The 15,321-nt window shown below is 42.9% G+C and carries 7 protein-coding genes and 1 riboswitch; of the genes, 6 read left to right on the forward strand and 1 reads right to left on the reverse strand.

The features are described from left to right. Positions 1–238: 238 nt before the first annotated feature. A complete protein-coding gene (thiD, locus tag HXT32_RS01145; RefSeq protein ID WP_004109304.1) occupies positions 239–1,159 on the forward strand; it encodes a bifunctional hydroxymethylpyrimidine kinase/phosphomethylpyrimidine kinase in 921 nt (306 codons plus the stop codon). A gap of 94 nt (positions 1,160–1,253) precedes the next feature. Here the strand turns inward: thiD and thiM are convergent, their stop codons facing one another. Then, entirely contained in the window at positions 1,254–2,831 is a 1,578-nt protein-coding gene (thiM, locus tag HXT32_RS01150; RefSeq protein ID WP_033888471.1) for a hydroxyethylthiazole kinase, read from the reverse strand. Beyond that, positions 2,821–2,930: riboswitch (TPP riboswitch) on the reverse strand. Its footprint overlaps the gene before it by 11 nt. 296 nt (positions 2,931–3,226) lie before the next feature. Here thiM and HXT32_RS01155 point away from each other — a divergent pair. The 5 genes from HXT32_RS01155 to HXT32_RS01175 all read left to right on the forward strand — a co-directional run bounded on the left by HXT32_RS01155 (position 3,227) and on the right by HXT32_RS01175 (position 15,209). Beyond that, positions 3,227–4,024 carry a hypothetical protein gene (locus HXT32_RS01155; RefSeq protein WP_116431556.1) on the forward strand — a complete coding sequence of 266 codons (798 nt, stop codon included), beginning with the start codon at positions 3,227–3,229 and terminating at the stop codon, positions 4,022–4,024. Between the two features lie 43 nt (positions 4,025–4,067). After that, entirely contained in the window at positions 4,068–8,675 is a 4,608-nt protein-coding gene (locus HXT32_RS01160; RefSeq protein ID WP_415693648.1) for a PD-(D/E)XK nuclease family protein, read from the forward strand. A gap of 2 nt (positions 8,676–8,677) precedes the next feature. Further along, positions 8,678–12,883, forward strand: a complete 4,206-nt coding sequence (locus HXT32_RS01165) for an ATP-dependent DNA helicase (protein ID WP_415693649.1) — start codon at positions 8,678–8,680, stop codon at positions 12,881–12,883. Between the two features lie 183 nt (positions 12,884–13,066). Beyond that, positions 13,067–13,753 carry a GNAT family N-acetyltransferase gene (locus HXT32_RS01170; protein WP_004109321.1) on the forward strand — a complete coding sequence of 229 codons (687 nt, stop codon included), beginning with the start codon at positions 13,067–13,069 and terminating at the stop codon, positions 13,751–13,753. Positions 13,754–13,814: 61 nt separating this feature from the next. Beyond that, complete coding sequence (locus tag HXT32_RS01175) at positions 13,815–15,209, forward strand: MFS transporter (RefSeq protein ID WP_415693650.1); 1,395 nt, start codon at positions 13,815–13,817, stop codon at positions 15,207–15,209. The last annotated feature ends 112 nt before the right edge of the window (positions 15,210–15,321 follow it).

Raw genomic sequence — 15,321 nt, forward strand, 5'->3', positions numbered from 1 at the left:
AAACATTAAGCACGCAGAGTTTGGGGGATTTCTCTACGAGCACTAAAAGAGGACTGAGAAGCTACATTCTTTAAAGATAGGCGAACACACTAAACTCTTTTAGCAGCCAGAGCGCACGAAGGACGGGACGTGCGAGGAGAGAAATCCCCCGAAACTCGCGCCACGTTAAACAAAATGTAATATAAACTATACTTTCTCATGAAACTATATTCGCCTGCGACGCAATATAATAAAAGTTATGACGCTAGTATCAAGCAAACAGCATGACTTGCAGCATGCGCAATCGCCTATGCAGCAATCAGACCCAATCATTCCGCGCGTGCTAAGCATAGCTGGCACAGACCCAACAGGTGGAGCCGGAATACAGGCAGATCTCAAGTCAATTATGGCGGCAGGCGGTTATGGCATGTGCATACCAACTAATTTGGTTGCGCAAAACACGTGCGAAGTGCGCGAAGTATTCACGCCGCCAGTAAGCTTTTTCCGCACTCAACTTTCATGCGTGTACGACGACGTTACAGTTGACGCACTAAAAATCGGCATGCTTGGATGCACAGAATATATTGAAGCAATGCGAGACTGGATGTGCGATAACCCGGTTCCTGTAACTGTTCTAGACCCGGTGATGATATCAACTTCCGGGAAGCGCTTGCTTGAGGCGAGTGCTGAAAATGCGATGCGAAACTTTATAAGCTGCGTTGATGTAGTGACGCCAAACGTGCCGGAATTGGCGGCTTTGTGCGAATCGCGCGTTGCGGAAAACTTTGAGGAAGCTTGCAACCAGGCGCGCAAGTTGGCTGCAAAAAACAGTGTTGTTGTAATCGTAAAAGGTGGGCACTTAACTGGCGAAGACGTTGGAAATACTGCGGTTTTCCCGGATGGTGACGCGCGGCACGTACCAAGCGAACGAGTTGAAACAAGCACAACTCACGGAACTGGTTGCTCGCTTTCTTCTGCGCTTGCTACGAAAATTGGGCTTGCTTTGCGCGAGGAAAAGAATTTGAGCGATCACGATACTGTACTTTGCGCACTTGAATGGTCAACGGCGTGGCTTCGAGAGGCGATTGCGGCTGGAAGTGAATTACATGTTGGGCGCGGCGGCGAGCGCGGTCATGGACCTGTAAACCACTCCGTACGAATCTTGCGGCAAACTGCGTGAGCGCGCGCTTATAGTGCGAGCGTTGTCTCGCGTTGGCGCGACGACATGCTTGAGCGCAGCACAGCGCGCGCGAAAGCAACTCGGAACGTTCGCTTTACTCAGTAATCACGCTTTTAAGCTCGCGCGCTACTTTCCCAGCATCCTCAGCGCACATAAGCGCCGACACTGTGCAAACTCCGTCAAGCTCAAGACCTCGAATAGGGAACACTGTGTTCTCGTGAATTCCGCCAATTGCCAACGTTTTTACGCCCATAGAGTGCGCAACTTTCGCCACTTCGTTCACTCCGTCAACTCCCAACGGCGGCACGTCGTGCGCTTTCGTATGCGTTTCAAAAGCTGCACCAATGCCAATCACATCCGGCAGCGGAACGTCATTTTCTTTGCACTCGCGGTAAGCTTTCTCCATCAAATCCGGTCGAGCGCAAGAAAGCCCAACCATCCACTCGGCCGGCATCGCTTTTCGCGCCTCAACAAACGGCGTATCCTTTTGCCCAACGTGCAAGTTGAAACCAAGCTGAGCTGCGCAATCAACATGATCGTCTATGAATACAGGCACATCGCCGTGCTCAGAATCAATAAGCGCATGACGCAACTTCTTCGCCTTTGCTGAAATTTCAGCGTCGTCGGAATACTTATCGCGCAATTGCACAACTGTAACTCCGCCTTCAACTGACTCTACTGCAACTTCTTCTTCCGGGCGATTTCCCATGCGCGGATCCGTTACCAAATACAGTGTCCAATCAACAGGCTCCACCGTAAACTCAATATTTGTCAAACTAAACATGTCGTTTACGCTAAGAGTTGAAAGCGCATCCATCCACAGTGTGCGGAAAGTGCCGGGAGCTGTGGTTTGACGAGCTGCCCAAGTTCCAGCCGCTGCTGCGTGCACGTGTGCTGCAACAGTTGCTGCGAGCGGACGTTCTGGGTTTGCGCCAACGTATGCTGCAACCAACGCTCCCAAAGCGCAACCGGTTCCAACTACTTTAGTCATAGTTTTATGTCCGCCGGTTACGCGAGCTAAGCAACCGTGAGCGTAAATCGCGTCTTTTTCGCCAGAAATTGCCACTACTGAGCCGTACTTTTTTGCTAATTCGCGCGCGGCTTGAAGAGCATCGTTCACGTTATCGTGAGAATCCACACCTTTGCCGTTGCTTTCTTTGCCTGCAAGTGCCATTATTTCGGAAGCGTTTGCGCGAATTACGGTAGGGTGGTGCTTAATAATTTCGTGTATAAAGCGCGCGCGTGGAGCAAGTGCTGGAACGCCGATTCCAACCGGGTCAAGCACCCACGGAGTATCGGCTTTTTCGCATCCTTCAACAGCTGCGCGCATGTATTCGGAAGTTTCTGGCTGATGGAATGTGCCAACGTTTATGAGCACGCCTGTGGCAATTTGCGCAAGTGCATGCGCTTCTTCTGGGTCGGTTACCATGATCGGCGACGCTCCTGCAGCGAGTAGTGCGTTGGCTGTAATGTCTTGCACGATTACGTTCGTGATGCAATGGGTGAGTGGCTGCTGTGTGCGCACGCGTTCGATGCATTGACGCACGTCGTTAAGAAACATGCGGCGGCGTGCGCGTACAGAGAAGCATGTGTCGACTTGCGTTGTTGAGCTTGTGCAGTATTCGTTTGCTTCGTTACAGTTAGTTGTTTTTTCAGTGTTGCATGTTGTCATAATGTTTCCCTTCGCTAGCACTATCTAGATCAGGTTTTACGGATGTAATCTCAGCGCCGCCCGCGATTTTGCGGCAAATGCGCACTCCGAACCATCCTTCGACTATATCTTTTGTTCGTGACTTACTTTCTTCTGCGTGAGTGTCTGATTTTGCTTGTTTTGGGACACTGGTGCAGTTTGTGTTCTGCGTTCGTGTCTCTGGTTGGTAGTTTCGTGGAGCATTTGCTGGAAAATTCCCGACGTTTCGCAGCACTTGCAGGAATCTACAAAAATCGCGCCGCATTTTTGCAACTTCTTCTACATATTTTCGCTTGCAACTGTGTAACCATAAGTATGGTAAACATAAATATAAGTAAACAATAAGTAGATTATAGAAGTTACGAAAGCGAGATAACATGGCAAACGATTCCATGCTAGAACAAAAGACTCCGCTCACAGCGCGCGAATACGCGACGCGCACAGCAATACGTGCGATTGCAATCATCGCATCTGTTTATGGTATGGCTGCTTCGTGGGAAGGCTTAATGACCTTCACTTATTTTACGAATCTTTCTAACCTGATGATTTGCGTAGCTCTTGCTGGATCGCTTTTGCTTGATACAGCTGCGTTTATGCGTGCTCGTAATTCTGTAGATTCAGCAGCGCAGCAAGATTCCGCAGCATCTTGCGCATGGTTCGACTCAAAATCCAACGCTTGGTACATTTTCAAATTCATGATGACTATCTCAATTGCTGTCACATTCACTTTGTACCTGTGTTTCTTAGCACCTACCAATAAGCTTGGTTTCGTTGGCGCTTACATGAATAACGGATGCAGCAGCCTTTGCGTTCACGCAGTTGCGCCGCTTCTTGCAATCGCTGATTTTGTGCTTTTTGATTATCGTTTCCGCTCTACTCGCGCACATTTGTATGTTTCTACTGTTCCGCCTCTTGCTTATGTTGCTTATGCTGCTATGCTTAGCGAGTTTGCTGGTGTTCGTTGGGGTGTTCATGCAATGCGCGCGCCTTATAATTTCCTCAATTATGGTGCTCCTGCTGGCTGGTTCGGCTTCGCACCGCAAACTTTTAATGCCACTACTTTGGGCGTTGGAGTTGCGTATTTGTTAATTGTGTTTACTCTTATTTTTATTGGTGTCGGCAGTGTATTTCTTGCGCTTAAGGATGCTCGCGCTCGTGCAATATTAAAAGAATAGTATTGTTGCGCGCCACTATTGCCTAATTGCTAGAATTAAACGTATGAGTGAGGATACTGCATTACAAGCATTATTTGACGGTACGTTACGCAATTCTTCTGGCAATGTGACTAATGCGTTGCTTGTGTATGGTGCGCCGAATACTGGTAAAACGCAGTTTGCTGTGCGCGCAGCAATTTCCGGCTATAAGCGTTGGTCGCATGATGTTACTGCGATGGCTGTGCAAAATCGTGTTCTTGCTTCAAAAATTGACAATATTATTATTCGCCAAATTGGTGTAAGTAAGCAGTCTCGTCCAGTTGGCACTTTGGCTTCTTTGGCTTTTACTATCATTTCTGCTTGCTGTAAGTTAAAGAATAATCCTTCGCCTAAGCTGCTAAATGGTGCTGAGCAGGATTCTTTGCTTCGTAAAGTTTTGCGCGCACACATTGAGCATGTTATGCGTGGAGATAATGGTGATTGCAATATATGCGCGCTTTTTAAGGATTATTTTGAAACGTCTCAATGGGTTGTTCCATTAACTTGCGCAGTTTCCGCCGCTTCAGTGCCTTCTGCGCCTTCCGCAACTCCGGTTGCTCAATCAACTTCTTCGTCTCCAGAATTTTTGGCAGATAGATTCGATATTAACAACGCTTTTATGCATCAATTGCGCGATATGCTCGCTCGTTTAGATGAGCTTGGTATTAGCGATTTTGAAAGCGAAAATTCAGTTCTTCGCGCTCTTAGTGACGAGCAATCTTACGCCAATAATAGTGATATTTTACAAACGTCTGTGCTTATTAAACGTAGATTAACTCAATGGCGTTTGGCGTTTGCTTTGCGTGCTGAATATCGAAAAATAATTGCCGACACTTATAAGTCTTCTTTCCGACTTGACGCTTCGCAACTGTTGGTTGAGGGTGCAAAATCTGCGCGCGAATTAGGAGAGCATGGTTTAGTAAATTCTTCTGAAATTCCAGCTCTTCTTGTAGTCGATGATTATCAAGATATTACTTTGGCTGGTTTGAGTTTTATTGAGACTTTGTCGAAGATTGGCACGCGTTTAGTTTTGCTTGCGAATCCGGATGAATCTGTGCAATCGTTTAGAGGAGCGTACCCGGATTATGCAATTTCTGCAGCTTTGGATGAGTTGAATGCTGCTGAGCAAACTTTAGAATATACGGGTTTTGCTGATTCTTGCGAAAATTCTTCCGACGATTCTGCCGATTTTTCTAAAAATTATTCTGCAGATCCAACTTTTGCAAATTATACCCAAGCACCTTCGATGCGTGAATTGCTCGCTTCACGCGTTTCTCTTTCGCTTACTTCGCAATATAAAACAGATGTTGCGCTCCCAAATCGCCCTTGGAAAATGCCAAAATTTGTAGGCTCCTTACCGATTGAGCCTATAGAAACCCTCCAAAATTCTAATCTCAATTCAGACGACACTGTTTTTACAGCGTTATATCGTTCACAGCGCGAGGAATTAGATGCTGTTATTTGGCAAATGAAGCAATCTCACGTAAATAATAAGCGCAAGTGGAGCGATATGGCGTTAATTGCGCACGACAATTCTACTGTTCGTCTTTTTGGCGAGCAGCTTCGCGCTTCTGGGGTTCCTGTGCGATACTCGTCAGTGACTCGCCCATTAAAAGATGAGCCGTTTGTGCAAGGTTTATTTGCGCTTATTGAACTTGCTCAATTTGCGCAGCACGGTTTTTCTGGAATTGTTGAGCAAGTAAAACATGGTAGAAGTTTGCAAAATTTGGCTTCGTGGGTGCGTTTGCGAGTTCAGAATATTATGGATAGTCCGCTTTCCGCGATTACTAAAAGTGATTCTGGATTTTACGGTGATTTAGACGTTGAAATACCTGCGAAGTTATATTCTGTAGATTTGCTTATGCGTTCTCTTTCTTCTCTTTCGGCTGTTTTAATTGAGCAAAATGGTGAAAAGAACAAGAACTTTGAATCTAATGCTCCTTTGCGAAATCTTGTTCATAACTGGGATTTGTTGCAAAATTCGCTTCATGATGCGCAAAGCAAGGCGTACGTTGAATCTCAAATTTTGGTTGATAATAGTCGTATTGATGGCAGTTCAAATGATCTTATGCCATTATCTCTCGATGCGTGCTATTTGCTTTGTGTAGCAGATGTTGCACGTTCTATAGATGATGATTCTACAGTGTTGCAAATATTGCAGAATATGGCTCCTCGAAATCCGCACGTTGCAGCTTTTGTAAAACTGTGGAAAAACGTGCAAATTCTCGCTTCTCGTATGCGCAATAATCCTGATTTGAGTAATGCTCAATACGCTCTTGGTGAGGCTTGGAATATTTGTCATGTTGCTGAGCGTTGGCAGCGTATGTCTTTACAGCATAATTCGGAAGGTTATCGAGCCAACGATCGCTTGGATGCTGCAATGCGTCTTTTTGATTATGTTTCTTCATATGTTTCTTCTGATATTTCTTCAATGAATACGTTTGACGATACTTTTAGACAAGAAAATGTTGTAAGTATTGCAGATTTTATAGCTCAAGTTCGTGGCATGGAAATTGAAGCTGATTCTCTTGCTAAAGTAGCACCTGTTCCAGATGCTGTAACGCTTACTACTCCTGCTGGTTCTGTTGGAAAACATTGGAATCTTGTGTGGATGCCTACTTTGCAACAACGTGTGTGGCCAAATCTTGCTTCTCGTAGCACTATGTTTGGCGCAGAAAGTTTAGCGAATATTATTTTGCATTCTAAGATTTCTGCTTCTAAATTGACTGTGAATGCGTCACTTCTTTCGAATAATGATAAATCTGCAGTTTTTGCTTCGGAACAGCGCAGTTTTTTGTTAGCTATTACGCGCGCAACAGAGCGTTTGTATATAAGCGCGCAATATAGCGATAGTGCTGTGCCAAGCGACTTTCTTTATTATTATTTGCCTGAAAGATACTACAATAATGAAAATTCGCGCACGCCTTTTACGGAATTTACTACACCTTTTGCCGGTTTAGATATGGATGCTCGTGGACTAGTGTGTGCTGCTCGTTCGCAAATTTTGCGTGCTTCTTCTATGAAAGAAGAGTTTGGAAATAGTGTAGGTAATGCAGATAGTGCAGATAGTGCAAGTAGTTCCGATATTGCAAATAGTTCCAATAGTGAGAATAGTAAGTCTAGAAATGCGATTATTGACGCTGCTCAAACGTTGCAATTACTTAAAGAAAATGGAGTATTTTGCGCTGATCCTTTTGAGTGGGATTTTATGAGCGATGTCGATGACTATGTTGATAAAAAATCTTCTGTTGAAAAAGACAATGAAAAAAACAATGAAAAAGCTGGCTCTGCTAAAAAAGCTAGTTCTGTTGTAAGCTTGTCTCCTTCAGCTGTAGATAGTTTGTGGGCATGCCCTGTGTGCGGATTGCTAAATCGTCAGCTTTTAGGTCCTCAACCCGGCAGTGCAGCAACGTATTTTGGCACGCTCATTCACGAAACTGCAAGATGGGCAAGCGAAAATCAGCATTACGATATGCCAGAAACTGAAGTTGATGAAACTGAAACAGCGAATAATTCAGCCGAAGTCGCGAATAATTCAGCCGACTATTCTCCCTACTCTCCGCTTGTGCGCCGCAGTAACGCAATCGCAAATCTTATGGAAAAGTATTACCTAAGTATTGCGCCTGAACTTGCAGATATTCGAGATAGTAAGGAGCATTATTCGGCTCTTGCGCGTGAGAAGAATATTAAACGTGCGTTACATGCAATTGCGCAATATTTTGTCACTTCTTACGATCAATCAACATATGCGCTTAACTCAAAAAAGTCAGAAAACGGCATATTAGAATCTCTTACAAAAAGCGAAAAATCTTTAGAAAGTAGCATAGGTAGATTGCAACAAGCGTATTGCGAATTGCAAACAAGCGCGCATTTTGGATTTAATGATATTGCTCGCGTATTGAACAATACTTTTAAGAATGCAAATTTGCAAACCGTTACTACGCATGATTGCTACGAATTGATGGGTGCTTTAGTTGGAGGATGGCCGGATGGCGCAAGTGAAGATATGCAAGTACATATTCACGGTCGAATTGATCGCATGGAAAAGCGCATTAATTCAGATGGTTCCGAGCATATTCGCTTACTGGACTATAAAACAGGAAAGCCTTTAACAGCAAGCGGAGTTTTTAACGATTTGCAGCTAGTTTGCTACCAGCTTGCTTTACTTTTTTCTGATGAGAAACCTCTTATTGATGCGTCGAATGCGCCGATTATTTCGCGAAGTATTCTATTTCACGTTGCTAAGAACGATTATCCTGCTCAAGATCATAACGTTGCTGAAAACGTGTATCAGCCGCCGCTTTGCGTAAAAAATGCTTTAAATAATAATCCGCTTGAGTTACGAGTTGGATTCAAAAATATGGCAAGATTGTTAGATTGTCCGCATCTTGACGATATTGCGAAGAATTGTCCAGAAAATGTAAGCGAAAGCGCTTGGCAGTCGTTTACATCATTAAACCAAAGTGCAAAATGGTCTCTTACTATGATTTCGCGCGTTTGCTATGCTGCTGCGGCAGTTCGTTCGCATAAGATTATTGCGCACCCAACTTCTGAACACTTAAAGTATTGCAACGGAAAACAAGTATGCCCAGCATGCGCAGGTTGTATAGACACTGTATATGAGGTGTTGTAGTTATGATTGATAAAACAAATAAGCAATTTACTCGCAAGAACACCGATAGCGCGGAGCAAGCTGCAGCAATTCAAGCACCAACAAATAAGAACATGATTATTGTTGCAGGAGCTGGAAGCGGCAAAACGTATACGATGACTCGTCGAGTTATCGACCTTATTGAGCGCGGAGTTGCTCCTGAAAGTATTTTGGGTTTGACTTTTACTAATAAAGCAGCTTCTGAGCTGCTTGCAAGAGTTGCTCAAGCTGTAAGTCAGCATAGTAGCGAAATAAATAAGCTTATCAATAACGGAAATTCCGCATCTTCAAGTGGCTTTTTGAAGCCAGAAGTAATGACATACGATGCTTTTTTCCAGTCAATTGTGCGCCAATATGGTTTGCTTGTTGGATTTGATCAAAATACGCAACCTTTAAGCGATGCAGGTGCGCGCGAATTAATAAAACCGCTAGTAAACGATTATGTTACTAATCATGCGGAAGTGCTGTCTTGGTATAGTTTTGATGCGCTTATTGACGACGTGCTTGCGCTCGCAGCAGATATTTCATGCTCGATGATTGGCATAAATAGCAGGGGAGAGTCTATAGATAGCACGTCTAAAGCTGTTTTAGAAATTCAGAAGTGGAATAACGCTTGGATTGAGCATTTGCAAAAAGCAATTAATTGTGCTGAAACTACTGAAATAATTGCAAAAAAGCCTAGCTCTATTAAATTGCGTCGCGGAAAAAACGATTCAGATGAAAAATATTTCGAAAAGTGCGAAAATTACGGAAAAGAATACGTAGAATACCTGAATATTACATTAAAAAATAAGTGTTATGAATCTTGTAATAACTTGCTTGAAGCTGCTGAGAAGCGCAATGTATTACTTGAATTAGTTTTGGCTTTTGACGCAGCAAAGCAGCGCGCAAATATGGCGCAATTTAGCGATTTTACTATTGCTGCATACCGTTTGGTGACGCATTTTCCTTCTATTGCAGAGCAGTATCGCCGCCAATACAGCCAAGTTTTGCTTGATGAATATCAAGATACTTCTACAACTCAAGCAATGCTGATTGCAACGCTGTTTCATAAAAAAACTAACGGTGTGGAAGAAGCTAGCGTTGCTGCGAAAACTAGTGAAAATCAAGACTTTTTAACTACTCAACAAACGAATATTGCTGCAGTAGGTGATCCGTTCCAAGCTATTTACTCGTTTAGAGGAGCTAGTTCCGGAGCTTTCAGAAAGCTTGAGCAAGCACTAAATATCGACCAGTCAAGTGAGTTTTCTCTTACTAGAACGCGACGCAATTCGCAGCTTATTTTAAAAGCTGCAAATTCTATTACGAAACCTTTGCGAGTGCCTGCGCTTCGCCATAGTAGTTCACTTGCTACAGAAGTAGAAGTGAAAAACTTGCAATACTTAGATAATGCACCAAAAGGTACTTTTAGTGTGTTAAATATGCCTACGCAATATCAAGAAGTAGAAGCCGTTGTGCGTTTTGTAAAATATGTAAAACATAATGCGCTATCTGAAAACGACGATACTAATTCTGCATCTGCTCGAGTTGCAGTTCTTTTCCGTAGCAAAAATAATATTCCGTTATATGAAGAAGCATTACAAAAAGCAGGTTTACGCACTCTTACTGTTGGGTATTCTGCATTGCTTGAAAAACCAGAAATTCGAGATGTTTTAGCTCTTCTTTCTGTTGTTGCAGATCACACAAATACTCAAGCTTTGATGAGATTGCTTGCAACTCCTCGTTTTGCGCTTAATACTGACGATTTGGCTGCTATAGCTAATATTGCAACATCAAAGAATATCGAATATGTTTTTCGTGCTTTAGTGCAAGCAGGTTTAGTAAACGCTGAAACTCCTCGCTCTAAGTGGTCGCAAGTTGTTCGAGAACAGCAATCTCAAGCTTCGCAAACCAATAGTATTCATGGTGGAGTTTTTGTGGCGGATGTTTTGCTTGAAGCATACGAAACGCAACTAAGCGAAGAAGCAAAAAATAACGACAACAATAACAATAATTTGCTTTTTGAGCTAAAAAATAATTTAAGCTCTAAAGCTTATATAGCAGTGTTAAGAATAGGGCAAATGATTCATGCAATACAACGTGCTCAATCTGGCTCTTTGCAAGATATTATGCGCGTTGCTGTAGAAACGCTTAACGTTGATATTGACGTTGCGCTATCTCGTGCGCTTATGAATGATACTTCCTCTAATGCAACGCTTCTTGACGATATGCACTCTACTGTCGATTCTATTTGTTTACTAGCAGACGCGTATTTGCAAGAAATGAGCGATTTTACAACTCCTACTTTGCATGGGTTTATGTCTTGGATTTTCAATATAGACAAAATTAACGATCAACCTTCTTCAGTGGATGAGGCTGCGGATGTCGTATTGATGACTATTCACCAATCGAAAGGTTTGGAATGGCCTGCTGTAGCGATAGTTGGGCTTAATGAAGGCGCGTTCCCAAGTAATCAAGGCGATAATTTGCGCGTAATAGCAACGCAACAAAGTGGCGTGTACAGGGAAAGGGCATACGCAACGCTCGAAGTTGCTTCAAAAGTGCCTGTTTCTATGAGAGTGGATGCAAACATATTGCCAAGATTCCCTCACGATGTTGATCTTGAAACTAGCATGGAACCTCAAAAATCTTTGAAAAATATGTTAACTGTAGACGATATCGACGCAGAAGTTTATGGATCAAGAGCTAGAGAAATGTTTGATTTGGCAGAAAAATTCCATGAGCATGAGCAGGCTCCAGTAGAAGCGATTCCTTCAGAAGCTAGCAAAGTGTATGACGCTGTGATGAAAACTGGCACATTGTCTCTTTCGCAAGTCGAGGAGCGAGGGCGCGCTTTGCATATTGACGAGCGTCACCTTATGTATGTTGCTTTGACGCGTGCTAAATTCGCAGCATTGCTCACTTGCAGCCAGTCTAATGCTATGAGCGTTGTTGAGAATAAAGAAAATTTTGCCAATAGTGCAGCTTCTTCTGTAGATGAATCTTCAAATATTTCAACTTCTAGAGTTAAAAAACCTTCTGTTTTTTGGCAGGAAATGTATGATTCAATGCGCGGATCTGAAGAATCTCCGGTTCAGGTCACAGCTAAGGTTTCAGATTCTTCAAATCAAGTAGGTTATGTTGTAGGGGAGTCAGCTTCGCAACTTGCGCAATTATTTAGCGAGGAAAGCACTATTCCAACTGAAGATAATGAGAAACAATTATCTTGGCCGAGTGCATCTAGTGAAGCTATACGTAGTGTATTGCAAAAATCTGCACAAGACGTTGTAAATTCAAAAATGAGTAATCAAATTTCTGGTATTTCAAAAGATAATTCTTTGCTTTACAAAGCTCAAGCTTTGCTACAAGATGCAGATTTAATGCCGAAAATTGATTGGTATCACAACATTCAAGAGTTAAAAAACAGAGCAGAGCAGCTTTCTAATGTTGAAAATGTCAATGTGACTGCTGTGCAAAGGCGCGCTATGTTTCGTAATGATTATTCGCGCGCGAATGAAGATTTTAATGATGCGGATGCTAAGCGTTTGCGGAAGGAATGGATGGCAATTATTCGCCCTATTCCTAGCGTTTCTTCGCCTGCTTCTGATTTGGGAACGCGTTTTCATGCTTGGGCTGAACAGTTTGTAAAAGCTTGTTGCGTGAATAAAAATCCTATTCAGTATGACGTTGATGAAAACGTTGATGAGAATGCTGTTGAGAACGTTGCTGAAACTTGCGAGAATATTTCGCAAAATGCAAAATCTTCGGAGCGCAAATTGTTGATATGGAAGCAGCGTTTAATAACATCAAAATGGGCGCATCGCCGTCCTATAGCAGCAGAGCAGCCGATTGTAGCTCATGTTCCAGAATTAGGCGATCAAATTATTAATGGCAAAATCGACGCAATATTTGCAGGTGGTTTAAATCCAGAAGATCCAAGCAAATTGTACACGATAGTCGATTGGAAAACCGGAAGAAAACCAACCAAACCACAAGATATTGCGCTTAAACTTGGCCAGCTTGACTGGTATCGTCTGCTTTTGTCTCTTATGACTAAGGTTCCGCTTGATGCTATCGATGCCACCCTTTATTATGTGAACATATCGGATGAATGTGAACGGGAAATTCATGCCGAGCAAAAAACGAAAGATGAGATCCTTGCCGAGTTACACTCTGACACGTTAATCTCCCTCGATGATGATGACGCATAAATGTTGCTATTGCAATCATTTTGTCGCAATTTATTTGCTGCAATTTTTGTTTGCTGTAACGTATTTTGCGCCGCGATTGAAACGCATCGTGCATCACTTCGAAAACGTGCAGATTCCTCGTGCAGTGTGTGTGTGGGCGGGCATACACACAACATCGATTTGAGTATGAAGTAAGGAAGAATCATGACTGTTGAATTTCGTTCTGTAAAACTCAGTGATATTGATGCAATGGTTAAAGAATATGAACGTACTTGGGGTATTGCGCAAAAAGTTGGGAAAGATGCTTCGTTAAGTCTTTCTCGAAGATGTGTGTTGCATTACTTAGAACCTTCAACGCATGGTACTATTGCTGAAATAGACGGTAAGTTTATGGGTCTGCTTTTGGCGCGAGTTTTTGACGCACCTGTTTTATTTCCAGAAGTAGGGAGAATGCTTCGCGAGCAAGAAGCCGCAATGAAAGAAAATTGTGACAAAAACTATGCTCTCGCTTTAGAAGAAGCGTACGGCATGCGCGCGTTGGAAACTAAACTTGAAGCGAAATCTCATATCAATAATTTAACTCAAGCGGAATTGGAGCTTTTCCTTGTTTCTCCAGATGCTCGTGGGCATGGTGTCGGTGGAGGCTTGTGGAAGCGAACAATGCATATGCTAAGAAATAACGGAGTAAATCGTTACTATTTGCATACTGATTCAGCGTGTGACGTAAGCTTTTACGATTATCACGGGCTTAGAAGAGATGCTTCTTTTATGCGCTCGGATCATCCTTATGAAGCTAAGAACGTGAAATCTTTGGTGGATGACTTGTATATTTACTCAGGTGAGCCGAGAGTTCGTTCAAAGCAAGCAAATGCTCGTTCTAAAACGCGTTAATAAAAATATGCAAATGTATAACGTTGCGTGACTTGCTTGACAAAAAGGAGCAAAGAAATATATGTCGTCCCAAACGGCAACTAAGAAAGCATCGGTATTTTCTCAATATTCTAGATTATTTTCATTTAATGGAGCTAAAGCGTTTTGTGTAGCAGGCGCGATTGCGCGTTTGCCAATGTCTATGATTGCGTTGGGAATTGTTCTTGCATTAAACCATTTGTATAACAATTGGACTATTGCTGGAGCAATGTCTGCGTCGTATGTGCTTGCACAAGCTGCGGTAACTCCTGTGTATGCTAAGCTTTTTGACCGTTTTGGTCAGCGTAAAGTTGGAGTTATTGCGCTAAGTGCACAAGTAATCGCTATGATTTCTTTTGCATTTGCAGCTTTATTTAAGGTTCCTCTTGTTTTGCTTTTTGTGTTAGCAATTGTGATGGGCGTAACTCAGTTTGCTTTTGGCGCGTTGGTGCGTACTCGTTGGGCTTATACATTGCGTGCAGAAGATGACGATTCTTTATTAAACGTTGCTTATGCGTTGGAATCTGGTATCGATGAAATTGTGTTTATATTAGGACCTATTTTAGCCGCGTGGTTAGCAACTTCTGTGCACCCTGTTTCGCAATTATTCGTGCCAGTATTTGCAAGTGGATTGGGCGGAGCTTGGTTCTTTTCTCTAAAAAATACTCAACCTGCTGTGCTCAAAGTAGTGGAAGTTCCAACTGCTGCAGCTGAAGATGTTGATGTATTAATCGCTTCTCAAAAAGAAGATGAAATTTCCAAAGATTATGTGGCATCTCAAAAGCAAGAAGTGAAACGCTCATTTGTAGACAAATTTAGTCTTAAGCAATTGCATAATCATCGCTCAAAAAAGCGCGGTAAAAACGTGCTGCTTTACCGCGGCATTATCCCGCTTGTGCTCATGTTTGTTGTATTTAATATGAGTTTTAGTGCATTTGACGTGTCTGTAACAGCTGCAATGAAAGCTCAGGGGCTTGATCATTTCATTGGTATGCAGTTGGCATTGTTTGCATGTGGTTCGCTTGTGGGAGCGATTATTTTTGGATCGCATAAATTCCGCGGTTCTAATTGGTCGCATCTGATTGTATTTTTGACTGTTTTAACTGTCGGATTTATGCTTATGAGTCTTAATATAGACAGACTTATGCTTATGAGCGTTTTTGAAGTGCTTTCCGGCTTATGTGTTTCGCCAATTTTTGCTACTGGAAATCTTATTGTGAAAGCAACTGTTCCTGAAGAATCGCTTACGGAAGGTCTTTCATGGCTACCAACTGCGTCTGCTGTCGGCTGTTCTTTAGGCTCGATGGCTGCTGGAGCTGCAATCGACTCGTGGAATTCGCATGCCGGAATGATGGTTCCATGGATCTCAACAATGGCAGCTATACCTATCGCCACGCTTGGCTGGTTTATTGTAATGGTGCTTAAAAAGCGACATTAACTGCGCACGTGTGTAAAGTTTCTGCCGTTTTCTCGCTTTAATCCGATCGAAATTTTACAGCTGCGTAAAGTTTCTGCCGCTTCAGTGACAAAAGCTGAGTTGAGTCCTAACG

Source organism: Gardnerella sp. DNF00747, from assembly GCF_049262675.1.
GTDB classification, from domain to species: Bacteria; Actinomycetota; Actinomycetes; order Actinomycetales; family Bifidobacteriaceae; genus Bifidobacterium; species Bifidobacterium swidsinskii.